The following is an 18,708-nucleotide window of genomic DNA, read 5'->3' as shown; positions in this document are numbered from 1 at the left end:
CCTCCACCCTCACTTCAGACCGATGTGCGCCCCGGGTCCCAGCGGCAGGTCGAAGCCGTAGAAGATCCCCAGGATCGCCAGCCACACCACCAGGAACGGCACGACGAAGATCGACAGCCGGGCGATGAGCGTCCCCAGCCGTGCCTCGGGCTCGTACCGTCGCAGCAGCGCGAGCAGCAGGAAGACGTACGGGTTCATCGGCGTGATGATGCCGGTCGCGGAGTCGCCGATGCGGAAGGCGGCCTGGCTGAGGGCTGGGCTCATGCCGAGCAGCATGAACGCCGGGACGAACACCGGACCGACCAGCGACCAGAGGGCGGACCCGGACACGATGAAGAGGTTGAGGCAGGCCGCCAGCAGGACGAAGGCGACGAGCGCCCAGAAGCCGGTCAGGCCGATGGCGTCCAGTCCGGCCGCCGCCTTCACGGCGAGCAGGATGCCCACGTTGGACCAGTTGAACAGGGCGATGACCTGGGCGGCGACGAACATCAGGACGATGTAGCCGGACATGTTCCGCACCGAGTCGGACATGGCGGTGACCACGCCCTCCGAACCGGTCAGCGCCTTGACGGTGAACCCGTAGGTGAGCCCGGCCAGCAGGAACGCGCCGAACAGCACCGGGACGATGCCGGCGAGCAGGGGAGAGGGCACGAGCGCGCCGCCCTCGCCGCGCAGCGGGGCGCCCTCGGGCAGCCACAGGGACAGGACCGCGCCCGTGTAGAGGAGGACGACCAGGGCCGTGAGCAGCAGGCCCCGCCGCTGGACCGGGGTGAGGGTGAGGTCCTGCTCCTCGGGCTCGTCGGCCGAGGCCGCGGCGGCGTCGTACGGGCTCAGGCGGGGTTCGAGGACGCGGCTGATCAGGAAGCCGCCCAGCAGGCCGAGGACGAGGCTGCTGGACGCGGTGAAGAAGTAGTTGACGAGCAGGTTGAGGTCGAGGCCCTGGGCGGCCGGGAGCACCGAGGCGGCCTGCTGGGTGATGCCGATGTAGAGGGCGTCGAGGGAGCCGATGGTGAAGCCGGCGGCGTAACCCGCGCCGACGCAGGCGAAGCCGCCGATCAGACCGGCCACGGGATGGCGGCCCGCGCTCTTGAAGACCACGGCCGCCAGCGGCGGCAGCACGATCGAGGCGACGTCGCTGACCATGTGCGCCTGACAGGCGATCAGCGCCACCAGATACGGCAGCGCCGCGCGCGGTGCGCGGGCCAGCGTGGCCCGCATGACGGTCTCCAGAAGGCCGGCCCTCTCCGCGACCCCCACCGCCATGATCATGAGCAGTACGGCGGCGATCGGCGGGAAGGTGGCGAAGTTGGTGACCATGTTCTCCGCCAGCCAGCGCACGCCCTCGCCGGTGAACAGGCCCGTGACGGCCTTCGTCTCGTCGGTGCCGGGGACGGTGACCTGCACGTCTGCGAGCGCCAGCGCGGTGGAGACGACGGCCAGGATCACGAAGAGGGCGGTGAACAGGACGATCGGGTTCGGCAGCGCGTTGCCCACCCGTTCGATGAGGGAGAGCGCGCGGTCGACGCGTCCGGGGCGACGCGTGTGCGGGGACTTGCTGTCGGGGGCGGGGAGGTCGGTGAGCGAGGACATCAGGGGCGCCTTCCGGTGTCGGCGGCCGGCGGCAGCAGGTCTTTGCGTACGACGCCGTCCTGGACGACGCAGACGATGTTCGCGGGGTCGCCGAGGACGCCGATGTCCTGGAGGGGGTCGCCGTCGCAGACGACGAGGTCGGCGGTGCGGCCGGCCGTCAGGGTGCCCAACCGGTCGGCGAGGCCGAGGAGTTCGGCGGAGGTACGGGTCCCGGCGACGATCGCCGCCATGGGGTCCATGCCCAGGTCCACCAGATAGGCGAGCTCCATCAGGTTCACGCCGTGCGGGCCGACGGCGGCGTCGGTGCCGAGCGCGATCCGGGCGCCGAACTCGATGGCCCGGGCGATGTTCTCCTTGGTGGTGCCGGACCAGCGGACCTTCTTCTGGTAGTGGTAGTCCGCCATCGTCTCCTTGTTGATGCCCGCGTACACGGTGGACAGCGTCGGTACGACGAACACACCCCGCTCGCCCGCCATGTCCAACGCCCGCTCGTCCAGGCCGTATCCGTGCTCGATGCTGGTGACGCCGCCGCGGATCGCGTTGAGGATGCCCGCGTTGCCCTGGGCGTGGGCGGCCACCGGCTTCCCGCCGTGCCGGCGGGCCTCGTCCACGACGGCACGGATCTCCTCCTCCAACAGGCCCTCGTCGTCCGGGTCGTCGTAGGGGCTGCCCATGCCGCCCGTGGCACAGACCTTCACCAGGTCCGCGCCGTCGCGCAAAACCCGGCGCACCGCGAGCCGGGCCGCGTCGGTGTCGTCGGCGATCTCCGACATCCCGGCGCTCAGGTCGGTGCCGTCGGGCAGCCGGACGTCGGCGTGGCCGCCGGTGTGGCTGATGATCCGTACGGCCGTGTGCAGCCGCGGACCGACGATCCGGCCGGACGCGACGGCCGTACGGAAGCCCGCCGAAAGCCCGCCCAGGTCACGGGCGGTGGTGATGCCGGCGTCGAGGGTCTGCCGCAGCCGGGTGGCCGTGTCCAGGGTGACCAGGACCGGGTCCAGCTCGGCGCGGCGGCCGGGCGGCGAGCCGTGCGCGTAGGCGAGATGGACGTGACAGTCGAAGAAGCCGGGCAGTACGGTGCGGCCACCGGCGTCGACGACCCGGACCGAGGAGTCGTCCTCGGCGACCGGGGGCGCCGTCGCGGCGGGACCGGCGTAGGTGATGGTGCCCTGGGCATCGATGGTGACGACGGCGTCGTCCACTGGGGACGAGCCGGTGCCGTCGATGAGCCGGGCACGGTGGACCCGTAGAGCGGTCCGGGTGGTCTCGGGCGTGGTGGCTTCCGTCATGGGGCGCGGTCGCTCCTTCGGTGTCGGCAACTGGCGAAGGGGAGTGTGGAGTGCGCAGGAAAACCCGATGTGACGATGCAGTTTTCGAGCCGGAATCCCCGGACGCGCGCAGGGAAGTGCCACCCGAGGGCGCGCAGGAAAGTGCCGCGGAGGACACCGGTGAGGAGGGCGCCGCCCTCGAACTCGACGAACTCGACCGGGGTGTCGTGCACGCCCTGCAGATCCATCCCAGAGCCCCGTGGACGCTCGTCGGCGAGGTGCTCGGGGTCAACCCGGTCACCGCCGCGCGGCGCTGGCACCGGCTCCAGGAGGCGGGTCTGGCCTGGGTGACCGCCTACCCCCGGCTGGACAACTCGCGGATCGTGGTGACCGGCGTGATCGAGGTGGACACCGAGCCGGGCGTCGCCGAGGACGTGGCGCAGGCGCTCGCCGCGGACCCGGCGGTGCCGAACATCAAGCTCACCGCGGGCGGACGGGACCTGGTGGCCGCCGTACAGGCCCGCAGCCTCGACGAGTTGGCCCGCCTCACCACGCTCCTGTTCCAGCGCACACCGGGCATACGGGCGACCCGGACCCATGTGTCGACCGGCGTCCCCACCGAGGGCAGCCGATGGCGGCTGCGGAGCCTGGACGCGGCACAGAGCGCGCGGATCGAGGCGGCCGCCCCCTCACCGGCTCTGCCCGCGCCCGCCGCCGAGGCCCGCTGGGACGACCTGGACGCGGGCCTGCTGGAACTGCTGAGCACGGACGGGCGCATGTCCTTGCGCGAGCTGTCGGCACGGACCGACACCAGCCTCACCACCGTGCGCCGCAGACTCCAGTCCCTGCTCGCCGCCCGGCTGAGCCTGCGCTGCGACCTGGCCCGGCCGCTGTCGGGATGGCCGCTGTCCGCCGTGTACTTCGCCTCGGTGCCGGGCCGGTTCGTGGCGGAGACCAGCCGGGTGCTGGCCGGGGTGCGCGAGGTCCGCTCCTGCGCGATCACCGCGGGGCCGTACAACCTGGTCGTCGACGTCTGGCTGCGCGACCTGCACGACGTGCACGCCTTCGAGGCCCACCTCTCACGCAAGCTGCCGCGCCTGACCGTCGCCGACCGCTCCGTCGTGCTGCGCACGGTCAAGCACATGGGGCGGCTGCTCGACCACGACGGCCGCAGCGTAGGAGTCGTACCGCTCCAGCACCCGCAGGGTCCCCGGTCCGTCGCTGCGGGGCCCGTTGCCGGTTCGGCCCTCTGAGGGGAGCGCTGCCTCAGGCCGCTGCTCGGTCGCCGACTCCCCCAGGTCAAGCCGACCTCAAGCGGGGTGTGAGTGACGCGGAAGGCATCCATACTTTGCGGCGTGTGACGCCTGGGAAGGTGCGTGTTCCGCGCGCCGCTCCGGCACCATCGAGACGTTCGCCGCACACCGCGATCCCCGGAGTACGCCATGCCCCGTTCCGAAGCCCGCGTCGTCACCGACCGACCGCAGCGCTACGCCAAGCAACTCGCCTCCCACCTCGGCCGCCGCAGTCGGACCAGCTGGGACGAGGAGACCGGCGAGGGCCGCCTGGTCTTCCAGAACGGCACCGGCGCGCTCACCGCCGTCGACGGCGCCCTGCTGCTCTCCGTGGAGTCGGAGGCCGAACACCTCGACCTGCTCGAAGACGTCGTCGGCCGGCACCTGGTCCGTTTCGGCACCAAGGACGAGCTGGTCGTCGAGTGGCGACGCGACACGGGCGAGCCCGGCACCACCCAGCGCAGGACCGAAGATCCGGAGTGAGCCCCGCACGACTCGGCGCCGGTTCGAAGCCGGCGAAGGATCCACCACGATCCCCGCACCGGCGACCAACCACGACCGGCACTGCCGCCGTCGGACCGCTCAGACCGAGCAGCCCACGTGCGCCAGCGCCTGCTTCAGCAGCACCCCGTGCCCGCCCGGCATCTCGCTCTGCATCGCGGGCGACAGGGCGTCCTGCGGGCTGAACCAGACCAGGTCGAGGGCGTCCTGGCGGGGACGGCAGTCGCCGCTGACCGGGACGACGTAGGCGAGGGACACCGCGTGCTGACGGGGGTCGTGGTACGGCGTGATGCCCTGGGTGGGGAAGTACTCGGCGACGGTGAAGGGCTGCAGGGAGGCCGGGACCCGGGGCAGCGCCATCGGGCCGAGGTCCTTCTCCAGGTTGCGCAGCAGGGCGTCGCGGACCCGTTCGTGGTGCAGGACGCGGCCGGAGACCAGGGTCCGGCTGACCGTTCCGTCGGACCCGATGCGCAGCAGCAGGCCGACGCTGGTGACTTCGCCGCTGTCGTCGACGCGCACGGGCACCGCCTCGACGTACAGGATCGGCATCCGGGCGCGCGCCATCTCGAGCTCGTCGGAAGTGAGCCAGCCGGGCGTGGTATCGGTCATGTCAGACATTGCTTGATCATACTTTCCGGGAATCGCGAACGCTCAGTCGCTGTGGCGGTCGGTGCTGGGCGGGTGGGGATCGGTGTCGGTCGGGGGCAGTCCGTAGAGGCGGCGGGCGTTGTCACCGCCCGCCCACGCCGCGATCCGCAGCGCGTCCGGCAGACTCAGCTCGTCGGCGTCCACCCGCTCCTGGAGCAGGCCGGCCAGGCCCTGCCGGAAGGCCAGCGCGCCGAGGTGGTAGAACTCCGCCACACCGTACGCGTCGGAGCTGTACAGCAGTTTGCGGAACGGCGTGATCTCCGTCGCCTCCGCCAGGACCGCCCCGGCCCGGGCGGGACCGACGTGGTGCAGGATGAGCCCCACATCGAGGTACACCTGTTCGAACACCGCCGACAGATAGGCCGCCTGGCGCTGGTAGGGCCAGCAGTGCAGCAGGAGCACCGGGATGGTGCCGGCGGTCAGGTGCAGCCAGTCCGTCAGGTGCGTGGGATCCACCCGGTGCAGCCGGATGTCCGCGTCCCCGAAGCCGGTGTGCAGCTGGAGGGGCAGTCCCAGGTCCACGGCGGTCCACAGCAGCTGCCGTACGAGGACCGGATCGGCCAGCCGGCCGCCGCCCTCGGCGAGCCAGCGCCGGGCCGCCTCGGTGACGTCCGTGTCCGAGGGCCTCGCCGGGTCCAGGTCGAAGCCGGTGCGGTAGGCGGCGACGGACTTCACCGCCACCACACCGGGCCGCCGTACGGCCTCCAGCGCGGCAGCGCGAAACGTTTCCGCGTACGCGTCGGGTTCGACCCCGCCCGCCGCCACCGCCTCGGCGACGGCCTCCAGCCGTACGACCTCGTACGCCCGGCCGCCCGCGGCCTTCGCCAGTTCCCGTGGCGCGGTGAGCCGGTCCGGGGTGAACCCGGTGTCGACGCAGAACACCTCGGTGCCCGCGGCGGCGAGGAACCGGCGGTTCACCTCGCGCGCGCCCAGCTCGGCCCGCCGGGCCAGGTAATCCTCGGCGGGCGCGTGGCGCGGCAGGTCCAACAGGGGAGCGCAGTGGCGGCGGACGGCCACGCCGACCGGACTGTCGAACGGTGAGATCCCCGGCCACGCCTCGCCCTCGGTGAGCATCGACTCGAAGCCGGCCCGGTCGAGGTCGGCGGTGATGACCCCATGGCAGTGGTGGTCCACGAGCCGCAGGGCGGCGAGTTCTTCATGCACGGGACCCGCGCCCATGTCAGTACTTCCAGCGGTACGCCGCCGCCACGCCCTCGTCGTCAAACCCGGCGACGGCCGCGATCTCCCCCAGGCGTACGGCGATCACCGCGTCGGCGAGGACGGGGCCCAGCGCGGTCCGCGGCACCTCGTCGGCGCGGAACGCCTCGACCGCCTCGGACAGGGTGGCCGGCAGCCGTCGTACACCCCGGGCCGCCGCCTTCTCGGCGTCGAGCCGGGCCGGATCCCCGGTGGTCTCCTCGGGCAGCGGCGTGGACGAGGCCAGGCCGTCCAGACCGGCGGCGATCAGACCGGCGAGCGCGAGATAGGGGTTGGCGGCCAGATCGACCGGCTTGACCTCCAGGTTCGCGGCCCGGTCACGGACACCCGCGGTGCCCGTGATCACGCGCAGCGCCGACTCGCGGGTCTCGCGACCCCAGGCGGTGAACACCCCGGCCCACTGGGACGGTTTGAGCCGCAGATAGCTGGCCGGGCTCGGCGCGGTCACGGCCGTGAGAGCGGGCAGGTGGGCGAGCAACCCGGCCGCGAAGGACTCGGCCTCGGCCGTCATGCCGTACCGGCCACCGCCCCCGGAGTGCAGGTTCGTGCCGCCGCGCCAGGCGGAGAGGTGGATGTGGCCGCCGTTGCCGACGCCCTCGGCGAAGACCGCCGGGGCGAAGGAGACGACGAAGCCGTGGCGCCCCGCCACCGCGCGGATCGTCTGCCGGACCAGCACACTGCTGTCGGCCGCCGCCACCGGGTCCAGCGCGCCCACCGAGACCTCGAACTGCCCGGCCGCGTACTCGGGATGGAGCTGCTCGACCTCAACCCCCTGCGCCGCCAGGGACGCCAGCAGGTCGGCGGTGTAGTCACCGAGCTCGACCTGCCGGGTGGCGCTGTACGCCGGTCCCGTCGTCGCGGGCACGAAGTCCCCGGCGGCCGACGGCCCTTGACCGACGGCCCACTCGATCTCGATGCCCGCTTTGAAGGCCAGGCCGTGCCGCTCGGCGGCCTCCCGGACGATCCGGCGCAGGAGAGTACGCCCGCAGGCCGGATGCGGCTCGCCCTCCTGCGTGATCCGGTCGACCGGCGCCCACGCCCAGCCGGGCTGCCCGGCCAGCGCCACCAGTCGGTCCAGGTCGGGATACAGCCGCAGATCGCCGTCCGGTGAGCCGAGCACGTCGGTGGCGACGATCGAGTCGTCGGCGAGGAAGGTGTCGAACACGGGCGACATGCCGACGCCCCAGGTCACCGCCGCGGCGAGTCGCTTCGTCGGGACGGTCTTGACCCGGGTGACGCCCGCGGTGTCGACGTAGGACAGGACGATGCCGTGCACGCCCCGGTCGGCCAGCTCGTCGGCGAGCGCGGCGGCCCGTTCGGCCTCTCCGGGACGTCCGCCGGGGACGGGGTCGGCAAGGGTGGTCATACGTCCTCCATGACTCCATGACGAGCTCGGCCGGATCGGCGCCTGCGTCAGGGTTTCACGGCCACCGCGCCGAACTGCGGTACCACGACGGGGGAATCGGGCTCGGCACGCCACTGCGAGCACGACACGAGTCCCGGCTCCAGCAGCTCGAGTCCCTCGAAGAACGCGGCGATGTCCTCGCGGCTGCGGGCGCAGATCGGCGGCGTGGCGTTCTCGTTCCAGAACTTCATCGCCGGGATCTGGCCCTCGCCGCCGAGGTCGGCGTCGAAGGTGGGGTGCGTCAGGGCCAGGTAACTGCCGGAGGGCAGCTCGGCCATGACGCGACGCGCGATGTCCCGCGCCTTTGCGGTGTCCAGGACGAAGTTGAGGATGCCCAGCATCATGACCGCGACCGGCTTGCTGAAGTCGAGGGTCTGCGCGGCCCGTTCGAGGATGGCGTCCGGGTCGTGCACGTCGGCGTCGATGTAGTCGGTGACGCCCCCGCTGGTGCTGGTGAGCAGGGTGCGGGCGTGCACCAGGACGATGGGGTCGTTGTCGACGTAGACGATCCGCGACTCGGGTGCGATCCGCTGGGCGATCTCGTGGGTGTTGTCCACCGTCGGCAGCCCGGTGCCGATGTCGAGGAACTGGCGGACGCCCTGCTCCTCGGCGAGGAACCGGACCGCCCGGCCCAGGAACCAGCGGTCGGCGCGGGCGATCTCCCGGATGATCGGGAACATCCCGGCGACGTGCTCGCCGACCTGCTGGTCGACCTCGTAGTTGTCCTTGCCGCCGATCCAGTAGTTCCACACGCGCGCGTTGTGCGCCACACCGGTGTTCAGCCTCGCCGACCCGCCGGGCGGGGTGTGGCTCTCGCTCACGTCTTCGCTCCTTCTCGCGCCTGCTGCCGTCGCCGCCATTGTGCCGTCCGATGATCAGCTTGTCCCGGAAACGGCCGAGCCGAAAGGCGGTTCGCAGGGGCGGGAGCGGGCGGTCAGTCGATCTCGCCGGGGTCCGCGGCGGGCGTCCGGCCCGCCTGTACGTCCTTCAGCCGCTGGGTGCCCTGCTCGACCGCCCGCTCGACCGAGTCGTCCTCACCTCCGTCGAGACCGCCGGCGGTGACGGTGATCGCGTCGGTGCCGACCCGGACGACGGCGACGTCCAGGGTGAGGGTCGCCGGTGTGTCGGCGGCCGTGCCCTGCACGGTCACGTGCAGGCCCTGGCGGGCGTCGCCCACGTTCGGCACGGAGGTCTCGGTCACCTGGACCGTGCGCTCGTCGCCTGTGTCATCGGTCGCCGTGAACTGGTCGCACTCGGCGGGCAGGGTCTTCAGCCAGGCCAGGGACTCGTCGAGGGCCACCTTGTCGTAGGCGGCGACCTGCTGGAGAAGGCGGGAGTCACCCTGCTCGAAGCCCCTGAGCGCGCCCGCCCCGGACGGCTTGCCCAGCAGGTCGTCGCTGTAGAGGGTGTCGAGCAGTTGCTGGCAGTCGGCGGCGTCGGTCTTGGCGGTCAGGAACTCCGCGACGTCGACCTCGCCGACGAGCATGTTCTCGCGCCAGGAGGCGGCCTCCTTGTCGCCCACCTGCGCCCAGTCGTCCTCCATGTCGGCCTCGGTGAGCAGCGCGGCCCGGGCCCCGGCCGCGGTGAGGCGGCCGGCCGACGAGGCGGTCGGCGAGGCGGTGGGCGACTTCGCGGCCAACGGCGAGGCGGCGACTTCCGCGGCCGCGGCACCGCCGTCGCTGTCGCCGTCGTCGTCCGAGCAGGCCGCGGTGGCCATCAGCGCGCCCGCCGCCAGGGCCGAGGCGAGGAACCGGACGGAACGCGAGGACGGACGAGCGGTCATCGAGGGTGCCTCCTGAGAACGGGGTACGTCTCCTCAGCGCACCACCGGCCCTCTCCGCCCACCAGCGCACGGGCCTGTTCGAGTGAGGGGCGCCACGGGGTGGCGCGACTTCGCGACTTGAGGAGAGAGAGCGCGTTTCTCATTACCGACGAGTACCCCGCTGTGTGATGCGCGCGATACCTGAGGTACGGTCTCACCGGTCCGCAAGCACTCACAGGCTGCAGACCGCTACGCGCGGTGGCGAAGGGGCGGCAGAACCATGGAGTTCCACCTGGTCGACCAAGGGGAGTCGGCGCCGAACGGCGCGCGGCTCGAAGACCTGGACCCGGAGCCCCTGCTGACCCGGGACTACGAGACGCGTCCCGGGCTCGTCTACGAGCGGCTGCGACAGCGCCACGGTCCGGTCGCGCCGGTCGACCTGCTCGGCGTGCCCGCGTGGCTCGTCCTCGGCTACCGCGAGTCGCTCGAGGTGCTGCAGGACGACGCCGGGTGGCCCAAGGGCCTGGAGAACTGGCGGGCCCGGTCGGAGGGCCGGGTGCCCGCCGACTGGCCACTGGGCCCCTCCCTCGAGGTCAACCACGTGCTGATCCAGGGCGGTCCGGGCTACCCCGCGCTGCGCACCGCCTGGGACGCGGCACTCCGGCCCTTCCAGGATCCCCGGCACCCCCAGGCCAAGCGGCTGAAGTCGGCCGTCACGGTCTACGCCGACGAGCTGATCACTCTGCTCGCCCAAGGCGGCGGCACCGGCATGGCCGACCTGTCGGCGCAGTTCTCCCGACCGCTCCCGCTGATGGCGGCGAGCCACCTGCTCGGCTTCCCCGGCTCCCAGGGCGACGACGCCCTCATGGACATGTGGCGGGTGCTGGACGCGGGCCCGGACGCCGAACCCGCCCTGGAGCGGCTTCTGAAGACGCTCTCGGAGCTGGCCGCCGCCAAGCTCGAGCGACCGGGGGACGACTTCCCCTCCCACCTGCTGGCCGCACATCCCGACCTCTCGGTCGACGAGCTGGCCCGGGAACTGTTCATGCTGCTCGGCATGACCTCCGACCACGTCGGCATCCTCATCTCCAACACCGTGGTCGAGGTGATCTCCGGAGAGCGCGAGGGCGGAGTGCGCACCACCCTGTCCGCGGGAATGGTCCGGGAGACCATGAACCGGGTGGTCATGCGCAAGCCGCCCCTGGTCAACTTCGTCCCGCGGTTCGCGACCGCGGACACCCGGCTCGGGAACTACACCATCCACGCCGGCGACCCCGTGTGGGTGTCCTCCGCCGCCGCGCACGCCGACCCCCTCTTCTCCGGGCAGATGACACCGGGCTCCTCCACCATCAGCAGCCGGGCGCACCTCTCGTGGGGTGCGGGGCCCCGCCAGTGTCCGGCCCGCGAGCTGGCGTCGACGATCGCGGCGGCCGGAGTGAGCCGCCTCTTCGAACGGTTCGGGCACCTGGAACTCGCCCTCCCCGTCGACCAACTGCCCTGGCGCTCCTCGCCGTTCATGCGAGGGCTGCGCTCGCTGCCCGTGCGCTACGAGCTCACCGCATCGCCCGCACGGTATGTCCCGGCGCTCCCGGAGGCCGAGACGCCCGCCGCGGACGTACCGGACCAGGCAGCCAAGCGCCGGTCGTCGCTGTGGCGGTACCTGACGGGCCTCATCCGCTCGGACGGCTGAGCGGCGGTCAAGTTCCGGCCCGCACCTGCCCGTTCTGCCACGCCCAGGCCGCGATCTCCACCCGGTTCCGCGCCGCCAGTTTGAGCTGGACGCTGGACAGGTGCGTCTTGACCGTGGACAGGGAGACGTACAACTCGGCGGCGATCTCCGCGTTGGTGCGGCCGAGGGCGACCAGGCGGACCACGTCGAGTTCGCGGTCGGTGAGGGGTTCGGCGGGGGGCGCCGGACGGGCCGGGGCGCTCGGCTGCGGGGTCTCGGTGACGTGTCTGAGGAGACGGACGGTGACCGACGGGGAGACCAGGGAGTCGCCGGCCGCGGCCGCGCGGACCGCCTCCGCCAGCAGGGTCGGCCCCGAGTCCTTGAGCAGGAACCCGCACGCGCCGCCGCGCAGCGCCCCGTACACGTACTCGTCGAGGTCGAAGGTGGTCACCACGACCACCCGCATCGGGTCGGCGACCTGAGGCCCCGCCAGCATGCGGGTGGCCTCGAGCCCGTCCAGCTTCGGCATCCGGATGTCCAGCAGGCACACGTCCGGTCGCACCTCGCGGGCCAGCGCGACGGCCTCCTCGCCGTCGGCGGCCACGGCGACCACCGTGATGTCGGGCTGCGCGTCCAGGAAGAAGCGGAAGCCGGTACGGACCATCTCCTGGTCGTCGGCGATGAGGACGCGGATGGGGGCGCCGGGCGGGGTGGGGCTCGTCATGGCTCGATCATGCCTCAGGGGTTGGAGGGTGAGGGCCCGCCGGCAGGTGCGGCGGGCCCCGGCGCTCTTCAGTCCGCGGTCGGGGCCGGACCGTCCGTGACCTTCCGCAGCAGCGGTCTGCTGCCGGCGATGGCGGCGAACATCGCCAGCGCGCCGACGACCACGCACGCGGCCAGCTGCAGGGCCCCGGTGGTGTTGATCGTGACGTCGGCCGCCTTGTTGAGCTGGTAGGAGCCGTAGACCCCCATCGCGGTGGTGCCGCCGGCCAGGACGACCAGGGGCAGGACCGTCTCGCGCACCCGGGCCCGGTTCAGCACCCGCAACGGGGTGCCGGCCAGCCGCAGCAGGCCGTACACCCGCCGCCGGTCCAGGACGTTCGCCGCCGCGGTGAGTCCGGCGGAGGCGGTCGCCAAGGCGAAGCTCAGGGCCAGGGTGGCGGTGCTGACGTCGGAGACGCGGTCGATGGCGATGCGGTCGGGCGCCGTCGCGTAGTCCTCGGTGTACGGGGGCGTGCCCGCCGCGACGGCGGTGAGGGCGGTGACGGCCGCGTCGATCCGCTCCGTACCGCCGACGACATGGGCGATCACCCCCGGGTTGCCGCCCAGCAGATTGCCGGAGTCGTCGGCGCCGCCGGTCGTGACGGTCGCGGTGACGCCCGCGCGGTCGAGCAGTGTACGGGCCTCGGTGGCGGTGTGCCGGGCCTCGGCGGCGCTCGGGGAGACCACGGCGACCTGATTCCCGTAGTCCGAGCCGCCCAGCTGACTGCCCAGCTGGCTCACGGAGAAGAATCCGGCCACGAATCCGGCGAGCACCAGACCGCTGACGGTGCGCCAGGCGCCGCGCGGGTCGTCGCTGAGCCGCCGCGCGGCCAGCAGGGTCGCCGGGCGGCGGGCGAAGCGGCCCACGATCCGGCCCAGCCGGTCCACGACCCACGGCCCGAACAGCCAGAACGTGCCGTAGAACAGCCCCAGCAGGACCAGCGCCTGCCGGGACGACAGCTCGCCGCTGCCCGCGGACTGCCATATGTAGAGCAGGGCCACCGCGAACAGAGCGAACCGGATCCAGCGGGTGCGGCGCGGATTCGCCTCCTGGGCCACGCCCAGCGGCGCGGTCGCCACCTGGCGCAGCATCGACACCGCGCTGACGGTGAGGAGCACCGTGACACCGGCCACCACGGCGGCGCACCACGGCAGGCCCACCCACAACTGATCGGTGTACCAGCCGCCGACGCCGTACGGGACCTCGGCGAGGATCGGCAGCAGCGCCACGTACGCGAGCGCGCCCGTCAGGGCCCCGGCCGCGCCGACCGCCGCCGCCTCGACCGCGGTCATCGTGAGGATCTGCCGGGGCGTGGCCCCGGCCAGACGCAGCGCGGCCAGCCGTTGCTCGCGGCGGGCCGCGCCGAGCCTCCCGGCCGCCGAGGACAGCACGACCACGGGCATCGCCAGCAGCACCAGACCCAGCAGCACCATCCCCTTGTCCAAGCCGGTGAGCAGGGGCTTCTGCGTTCCGGAGAACCCGGAGATCTCGGCACGGGCACTCTGCCCCTCGTCGAACCACGGAGTGCTGCCCTCGGCCGCAGCGGACACCGCCGGGTGGCCCGGCGCCCGTCCCACCACGGCGACCAGTTCGTCGGGCGAGGCGAGACCGGCGGCGCCGATCGTGCCGTACGACGTCACCTTCGGGAAGCGGTCGGCCAGTTGGTTCGCGGGGAGCCCGCGCAGCAGCGCGGCCAGGGCGGGGGAGACGTACACCTCGCCCTTCTCGGGGAAGGCGCTCAGGCCGGGCGGGGCGGGGGTCGTCCCGCGGCCGGGCAGTCGAGCCAGCGAGACGACGGTCACGGGCTCGTGGCGGACGTACGTCGTGGCGAGCGCCTGGACTGCGGTGGCCCGCTTCGCCGGTACGGCGTCGGGGGTGCGCCAGGTCGTGTGGTCGGCGCGGATGCCGGCGCCGGAGGTGGCGGCGATCATCACCAGCATGACGAACGCGCCGACGGCGGCGGCCCCGGCCGCCAGCAACTGGCTCTGCAGGCCGCGGCGGCCGGAGGACCGGGCCAGATGCCAGGTCAGGGGCAGGACGGGGGAACGCATCGGAGTCTCCGGAGGTTCTGGGCGCGAGGGTCTCAGGCGGCCGTGTACTGGGTGTAGTGGGTGATCAGGCCGTCCCGGACCTGGAGGACGCGGTCGCAGTGGGCGGCGACATCCGCGTCGTGCGTGACCATGACCAGGGCGGCGCCCTGCTCGCGGGTGACCGAGGTCAGCAGTCGGACGACCTCCGTGCTGGTGGTCTGGTCCAGGGCGCCGGTCGGCTCGTCGGCGAAGACGACGTCCGGTTCGACGACCAGGGCGCGGGCGATCGCCACCCGCTGGGTCTGACCGCCGGACAGCTGGCCGGGCCGGCGCTTCTCCAGCCCGTCGATGCCGAGCGGGGCGAACCAACGGCGGGCCCTCTCGACGGCCCGCCCACGGGGCATGCCTTCCAGCATCAGCGGCAGGGCCACGTTCTCCTCGGCGGGCAGCTCCGGCAGCAGCTGGCCGAACTGGAAGACGAACCCGAAGCGCTTCCGGCGCAGCGCGCTGAGCCGGTTCTCGCCCAGCTTGTCGATGCGCTCCCAGCCTTCGCCCGGCGGGACCCCCGTCTCGCTTCGCTCGCTGCGCAGCAGCACCTGCCCGCCGTCCGGGCGGACGATCCCGGCCAGGGTGTGCAGCAGGGTGGACTTGCCGGACCCGGACGGGCCCATGATCGCCAGCGAGTCGCGCTCGCCGACCTCGACGTCCACGCCGGACAGGGCGGTGGTGGAGCCGTACTTCTTCACGAGGCCGTGACCGGCCAGAACGGTGTTCATGATGTGGCGGGGCCCTTTTCTAGCGCTCGAACTTCCAGGTGACGGAGTGGGCCGTGGCCTTGACCACGGTCACCGGTATGTCGACGGTCTCGCCGTCGCTCTTCTTGCCGGTGCAGGTGACGGTGGCCCCGGCGACGGCCTTGAGGCCGGTGGGACAGGTGACCCCGGAGACCTTCGCCCCGACCCAGGGCAGCGGGTGGTACTTGCTCTCGGTGCGGCCCGCGACGATGTCGGCGGCCAGTGCCCGGTGTCCGCCGACGGACACCCCGGAATCGTCGTTCAGCCCGGTGGTCGACTGTGTTCCGGACAGCAGATGGGTGCCGACACCGAAGACGGCCGCGACGGCGGCGGCACCGCCGACGGCACCGACGAGGAACTTGCGCTGCATCACGTACTCCTGAGGGCTCTGATGGCTGGGGCGCAGGCTGCGGCTCCGCCTGCTGAGGAAGTGGCTCCACCCTCGCCCGCGCACCCGGCCGCGCGCCTCGGCCATACGGTCAGGGTTCACGCGGTGCCGCCTCGACCGTTCGGCCGATCCCGCCGCCGTCCGCGCCGCATACCGTGAGCGGCATGAGATCCGTTTCTCCCCGGGGCCTGGCCAGGGGCTTCGGCGTCGGCGCCCTGCTCAGCGCGGCGACCGTCGACCTGGCCTACGCCGCCGGCCAGGACGCCGGCGCCTGGCCGACCGCGGTCGTGCTGCTCGTCGGCGGCGCCGCCGTGCTGTGGCCCGCCGACCGGCGCCCCGCCTGGCTCACCCCCCAGGTGCGCACGGTCGTGCCCGCCGTGGTCTCCGGCCTCTGCACACTGGCCACGGTGGAGTACCCGGAGGCGCTGTTCGGCCCGGGCGAGCTGAGCATCCTGCTGTGCCTGTTCTTCATCGCGGTACGGCACTGTCCGCGCGGATCGGTCGTGGCGTGCGGCGCGCTCGTCGGCGGTGCCGTCCTGGCGCTGCCGGTGCGGGCCCTGCGCAGCGAGCCGGACACCATGCAGGGCTTCATGCTGATCGCACTGGTCCTGATCGGACTCACCGCCGGGTTCGCCGCCTATCTGCGCTCCATGGACTACCGCCGGACCGTGGCCGTGAGTGAGACCCGCCGCTCGGAGCGCCTCGCCATCGCCGCCGACCTGCACGACTTCGTCGCTCACCACGTCACCGGGATCCTCGTCCAGAGCCAGGTGGCCCGCATGATGGCCGACTCGAGGCAGGACGAACTCGACCCCGTCCTCGCCGGCATCGAGCGCGCCGCGACCGAGGCGCTGGCGTCCATGCGCCGCACGGTCGGCGTGCTGCGCGACGCCGGCACCGACCCGGCCGACCGCCGCCCGGTGGGCGACCTCGCCGGCATCGCCGACCTCACGGAGGGCTTCGCGGGCCCCCTTCAGAAGGTCGCTCTGCTCCGCGACCCCACCGTCCACGACGACCTTCCGCACGAGGTGCAGGCGGCCGCCTTCCGCGTCGTCCAGGAGGCGCTGACCAACGTACGGCGCCACGCGGGCGACGCCACCCAGGTCACCGTCCGCCTACGCCACGACGAGGGCCGACTGGAGGTGTCGGTCACTGACGACGGCCGCGGCGGCAGCCGGCTCCCGGACGCCGCACACGGCGGTGGCTTCGGCCTCGTCGGCCTGAAGGAGCGGGTGACGGCGCTGGGGGGCGACCTGCACGCGGGGCCGCGCGGCGGGTACGGCTGGGAGGTGCGGGCGGTGTTCCCGACGTGAGGGGATCGGAGGGTGCGCACGACTGTCGCGCAAGGCGTAGTGAACGGGCTGGCGTCAAGGCATCAGGGCGTCGGTGTCGGGGCGTCGGTTCTTGGGCGTCGGTTTCAGGGCTTGAGGCCGACCGCGCCGTACAGCGACACGGGCCCCTGCCCGTCGGGTTTCTCGCCTTCCGCGGTGAGCTCCGGATGCCAGTCGGCGACCGACACGATTCCCGGCTCCATCACCTCGAGCCCCTTGAAGAATCCGCCCATCTCGGCCTGCGACCGGGCCACGAGTGTCACCCCGCCCGCCGCATAGGCGGCGATGCCCCGCCGTACGTGCTCCGGCTCGAAGTCCGCCGTCATCGCCGACAGCACCAGGCAACTGCCCGGCGCGAGGGCCTCGACGAGAGCGTCCACCAGCTCGTACGCGCCGTCCTCGTCCGCGACGAAGTGCAGCAGGGCGATCAGGGACAGGGCGATGGGCCGGTCGAAGTCGAGGACGCGGCGGGCCTGTTCGAGGATGCCTCGCGGATCGCGCGCGTCCGCCTGGAGATACTCCGTCACGCCCTCGGGGGTGCCGTGCAGCAGGGCCTCGGCGTGGGCCAGGACGATCGGGTCGTTGTCGACGTAGACGACCCGGGCGTCCGGGGCGACGGACTGGGCGATCTGGTGGAGGTTGGGCTCGGTGGGTATGCCCGTGCCGATGTCGAGGAACTGGCGGATGCCCGTCTTACGGGCGAGCCGGCGGGTGGCCCGCTGCATGAACCGGCGGTTGGCGTGGGCCGCCCGCGGGGCTCCCGTCTCGATGGCCATGATCTGTCGGCCGAGTTCCTCGTCGACTGGGTAGTTGTCCTTGCCGCCGAGGAACCAGTCGTAGACCCGTGCCGGATGAGGTCTGGTGGTGTCGATCCGGCTCGGACCGGTCCGAGCCGTAGCCGTCCGATTCATAGCCGTCTGACTCGCATCGGTCCGGCTCGTGTCGGTTCGGTGGACGGCCGGCTCGGTCACGCCGTACTCCTCTGCTCGACAAGGCCCGCGCAACACCCGGCAGGCTGTTCGAGCAGTCTGGCACGATCATGCGACGTGGCAGAGGCGGTCTTCGGCCACCTGTTCGGCCAAGCGCTGCCGCGTCAACGCGGCGGCGGGCACGGCCGGTTCGGCCACTTCGACCGGTCCAACGGGATCGGCCGTCCTGGCCGGTCGGTCACGGCTTGAGCGGGTCGTGGCCGATCGTCATCAGGCGCTGGCGGCGGGCCGTGTCCTCGGCCGCCGGCTCGTTCTCCATATCCGTCTCTTCGACGACGGTGTCGACGACCTCGTGCATCACCCTGAGGTCGTTGTCGGTGAGATCCGTGCGCCGCTTCTGCAGGATCGCGAGGACGTGCTGCCCCGTGGGCGTACCCGCGTTCTCCGGCAGCGGCTCCGTGTTCTCGTCGGCGTCGCGGACCCGCAGCCATGCGGCCAGCTCCTGCGAGGTCATGTTCACCACGCGGTGGAAGTCCTCCCACAGCGCGTCGAGCTCGAGGGCGTCGGTCATCGAATGCCCCTTCGTACGTATGGGTTCGGGCGTTCGGGCGCTGGTCAGCTGTCCTTGGGCCAGTTCTCCGCATCGAACATCCAGCGCTGCTTCTCCAGTTCGGCGGTGACCGTGATCAGCAGGTCCTGGGTGACCGGGTCGGCCTTCTCGGTCGCCTCGATGCGCTCGCGCAGCCGGCCGATCGCCGCCTCCAGGGCCTCGACCATCACCTCGACGACGTCCGAGTCACGGACCCAGCCGTCCTTCGGGCTGGGCAGGGTGAACGCCGACGCGATCGTCTCCGGCCGGCCGTCGGGCGGCAGACCGAGCGCCGAGGAGCGTTCCGCCACGGTGTCGGCGAACTCGCGTGAGGCCGTGACCACTTCGTCGAGCTGGAAGTGGATCGAACGGAAGCGCGGGCCCACCACGTTCCAGTGCGCCTGCTTCCCGATCAGGGAGAGCCCGAGAAGGTCCACCAGCGTGCTCTGCAGTGCGTCCCCGGTGACCTGACGGGCGGCTTCGGGAATCGTGCTCTTCACGACAGTCATACGGTGCTTCTCCTTGCGGCGT

General features: G+C 72.4%; 18 protein-coding genes. 4 read left to right on the top strand and 14 right to left on the bottom strand.

All coding sequences use genetic code 11. The annotated features are described in order from the left end of the window. Nucleotides 1-9: 9 nt before the first annotated feature. Both OG252_RS09810 and OG252_RS09805 read right to left on the bottom strand, forming a co-directional pair. On the bottom strand, nucleotides 10-1,590 hold the full coding sequence (locus OG252_RS09810) for an AbgT family transporter (protein WP_266450467.1): 1,581 nt from the start codon (nucleotides 1,588-1,590) through the stop codon (nucleotides 10-12). Further along, on the bottom strand, nucleotides 1,590-2,879 hold the full coding sequence (locus OG252_RS09805) for a metal-dependent hydrolase family protein (RefSeq protein WP_329335284.1): 1,290 nt from the start codon (nucleotides 2,877-2,879) through the stop codon (nucleotides 1,590-1,592). The genes OG252_RS09810 and OG252_RS09805 overlap by 1 nt, the downstream gene beginning before the upstream one ends. A 116-nt stretch (nucleotides 2,880-2,995) precedes the next feature. Between OG252_RS09805 and OG252_RS09800 the strand changes: the two genes are divergently transcribed. Both OG252_RS09800 and OG252_RS09795 read left to right on the top strand, forming a co-directional pair. Beyond that, nucleotides 2,996-4,111: an Lrp/AsnC family transcriptional regulator gene (locus OG252_RS09800; RefSeq protein ID WP_329335282.1), complete on the top strand. Its 1,116-nt coding sequence runs from the start codon at nucleotides 2,996-2,998 to the stop codon at nucleotides 4,109-4,111. A 189-nt stretch (nucleotides 4,112-4,300) separates the two neighbouring features. After that, a complete protein-coding gene (locus OG252_RS09795) occupies nucleotides 4,301-4,633 on the top strand; it encodes a DUF2218 domain-containing protein (RefSeq protein ID WP_329335280.1) in 333 nt (110 codons plus the stop codon). 99 nt (nucleotides 4,634-4,732) lie between these two features. On the opposite strand, the gene OG252_RS09790 is transcribed toward OG252_RS09795, so the two are convergent. The 5 genes from OG252_RS09790 to OG252_RS09770 all read right to left on the bottom strand — a co-directional run bounded on the left by OG252_RS09790 (nucleotide 4,733) and on the right by OG252_RS09770 (nucleotide 9,705). Next, entirely contained in the window at nucleotides 4,733-5,269 is a 537-nt protein-coding gene (locus OG252_RS09790) for an NUDIX hydrolase family protein (RefSeq protein ID WP_266450475.1), read from the bottom strand. A 33-nt stretch (nucleotides 5,270-5,302) separates the two neighbouring features. After that, nucleotides 5,303-6,478, bottom strand: coding sequence for an amidohydrolase family protein (locus tag OG252_RS09785; RefSeq protein WP_329335278.1), 1,176 nt, complete (start codon nucleotides 6,476-6,478; stop codon nucleotides 5,303-5,305). Nucleotide 6,479: 1 nt separating this feature from the next. After that, complete coding sequence (locus OG252_RS09780; RefSeq protein WP_329335276.1) at nucleotides 6,480-7,883, bottom strand: glutamine synthetase family protein; 1,404 nt, start codon at nucleotides 7,881-7,883, stop codon at nucleotides 6,480-6,482. 47 nt (nucleotides 7,884-7,930) lie between these two features. After that, the gene (locus tag OG252_RS09775; protein WP_266450481.1) at nucleotides 7,931-8,743 is read right to left on the bottom strand and encodes an SAM-dependent methyltransferase; all 813 of its coding nucleotides are present in this window, start codon (nucleotides 8,741-8,743) and stop codon (nucleotides 7,931-7,933) included. Between the two features lie 113 nt (nucleotides 8,744-8,856). Then, complete coding sequence (locus OG252_RS09770; protein ID WP_266450483.1) at nucleotides 8,857-9,705, bottom strand: hypothetical protein; 849 nt, start codon at nucleotides 9,703-9,705, stop codon at nucleotides 8,857-8,859. Nucleotides 9,706-9,964: 259 nt separating this feature from the next. On the opposite strand from OG252_RS09770, the gene OG252_RS09765 reads away from it, so the two are divergent. Continuing rightward, a complete protein-coding gene (locus tag OG252_RS09765; protein WP_266450485.1) occupies nucleotides 9,965-11,374 on the top strand; it encodes a cytochrome P450 in 1,410 nt (469 codons plus the stop codon). 7 nt (nucleotides 11,375-11,381) lie between these two features. On the opposite strand, the gene OG252_RS09760 is transcribed toward OG252_RS09765, so the two are convergent. The 4 genes from OG252_RS09760 to OG252_RS09745 form a co-directional block, all read right to left on the bottom strand. Continuing rightward, nucleotides 11,382-12,077 (bottom strand): response regulator, encoded by a 696-nt coding sequence (locus tag OG252_RS09760; RefSeq protein WP_266450487.1) that lies wholly within the window; start codon nucleotides 12,075-12,077, stop codon nucleotides 11,382-11,384. Between the two features lie 68 nt (nucleotides 12,078-12,145). Further along, a complete protein-coding gene (locus OG252_RS09755) occupies nucleotides 12,146-14,167 on the bottom strand; it encodes an FtsX-like permease family protein (RefSeq protein WP_329335272.1) in 2,022 nt (673 codons plus the stop codon). Between the two features lie 32 nt (nucleotides 14,168-14,199). Beyond that, nucleotides 14,200-14,922, bottom strand: coding sequence for an ABC transporter ATP-binding protein (locus OG252_RS09750; RefSeq protein ID WP_329335269.1), 723 nt, complete (start codon nucleotides 14,920-14,922; stop codon nucleotides 14,200-14,202). Between the two features lie 19 nt (nucleotides 14,923-14,941). Next, nucleotides 14,942-15,430: a DUF4333 domain-containing protein gene (locus OG252_RS09745; protein ID WP_323186283.1), complete on the bottom strand. Its 489-nt coding sequence runs from the start codon at nucleotides 15,428-15,430 to the stop codon at nucleotides 14,942-14,944. Between the two features lie 62 nt (nucleotides 15,431-15,492). On the opposite strand from OG252_RS09745, the gene OG252_RS09740 reads away from it, so the two are divergent. After that, nucleotides 15,493-16,641, top strand: a complete 1,149-nt coding sequence (locus OG252_RS09740) for a sensor histidine kinase (protein ID WP_266450493.1) — start codon at nucleotides 15,493-15,495, stop codon at nucleotides 16,639-16,641. Nucleotides 16,642-16,745: 104 nt separating this feature from the next. Here the strand turns inward: OG252_RS09740 and OG252_RS09735 are convergent, their stop codons facing one another. The 3 genes from OG252_RS09735 to OG252_RS09725 form a co-directional block, all read right to left on the bottom strand. Beyond that, nucleotides 16,746-17,570 (bottom strand): SAM-dependent methyltransferase, encoded by an 825-nt coding sequence (locus OG252_RS09735; RefSeq protein ID WP_329335266.1) that lies wholly within the window; start codon nucleotides 17,568-17,570, stop codon nucleotides 16,746-16,748. A 256-nt stretch (nucleotides 17,571-17,826) separates the two neighbouring features. Further along, nucleotides 17,827-18,159, bottom strand: coding sequence for a DUF3140 domain-containing protein (locus OG252_RS09730; RefSeq protein ID WP_329335264.1), 333 nt, complete (start codon nucleotides 18,157-18,159; stop codon nucleotides 17,827-17,829). A 44-nt stretch (nucleotides 18,160-18,203) separates the two neighbouring features. Further along, nucleotides 18,204-18,686 carry a Dps family protein gene (locus tag OG252_RS09725; RefSeq protein WP_266450499.1) on the bottom strand — a complete coding sequence of 161 codons (483 nt, stop codon included), beginning with the start codon at nucleotides 18,684-18,686 and terminating at the stop codon, nucleotides 18,204-18,206. Between the last annotated feature and the right edge of the window lie 22 nt (nucleotides 18,687-18,708).

The organism is Streptomyces sp. NBC_01352, from assembly GCF_036237295.1.
GTDB classification, from domain to species: domain Bacteria; phylum Actinomycetota; class Actinomycetes; order Streptomycetales; family Streptomycetaceae; genus Streptomyces; species Streptomyces plumbiresistens.
The sequence above is the reverse complement of the archived record's forward strand: the minus strand, read 5'-3'. Positions and strand labels throughout refer to the sequence as shown.